We start from the raw sequence: 539 nt of genomic DNA, 5'->3' as shown, positions 1-539 counted from the left end.
CTCCGGTCCGCAGGACGGCAACGGCTGGGAGCTCGACGCCATCGCCTCGGTCTTCATCGGTGGTGCCGCCGTCTCGGGCGGCATCGGAACCGTGATCGGGTCGATCATCGGTGGTCTCGTGATGTGTTCTCGAGCCGACCGGTTGGACCGCACCCGCGGCGGGGTATCCCACGGGGGCGGAGTGGGTGAGCGGATACCTCGCGCCGCTCGCGAAGGTTCTGGGCGAGCGGATCCGGTACGCGACGACAGTCACCGGAATCGCACGTCAGGGACGCGACAAGGTCGTCGAGGGAGGGCGCAGGAGCCAGCCGTTCGTCGTGCATACGGTCGACGCCGATGGTCGGGAATCCCGACTCCTCGCTCGCGCCGTGATCGACGCGAGCGGCACCTGGGGTCTTCCCAACCCGGCCGGGGCCGATGGCTACCCGGCTCTCGGAGAGGCCGCGGCGGCTGGTGCGATCTCCTATCGGATCCCGGCCGATGTCTCGGAACTCGCGGGTTCGCACGTCGTCGTCGTGGGGGCCGGGCACTCTGCCACG

The 539-nt window shown here is 69.9% G+C and carries 1 pseudogene; it reads left to right on the top strand.

What is annotated here, in order from left to right:
• Positions 1-125: 125 nt before the first annotated feature.
• Positions 126-539: pseudogene (locus tag KZA10_RS17350) on the top strand (flavoprotein); the annotation flags it as partial.

Source organism: Microbacterium sp. BF1 (genome assembly GCF_019279095.1).
GTDB classification, from domain to species: Bacteria; Actinomycetota; Actinomycetes; order Actinomycetales; family Microbacteriaceae; genus Microbacterium; species Microbacterium maritypicum.
Note: the sequence above shows the minus strand (reverse complement) of the source record. Positions and strands in the feature narration are given on the sequence as shown.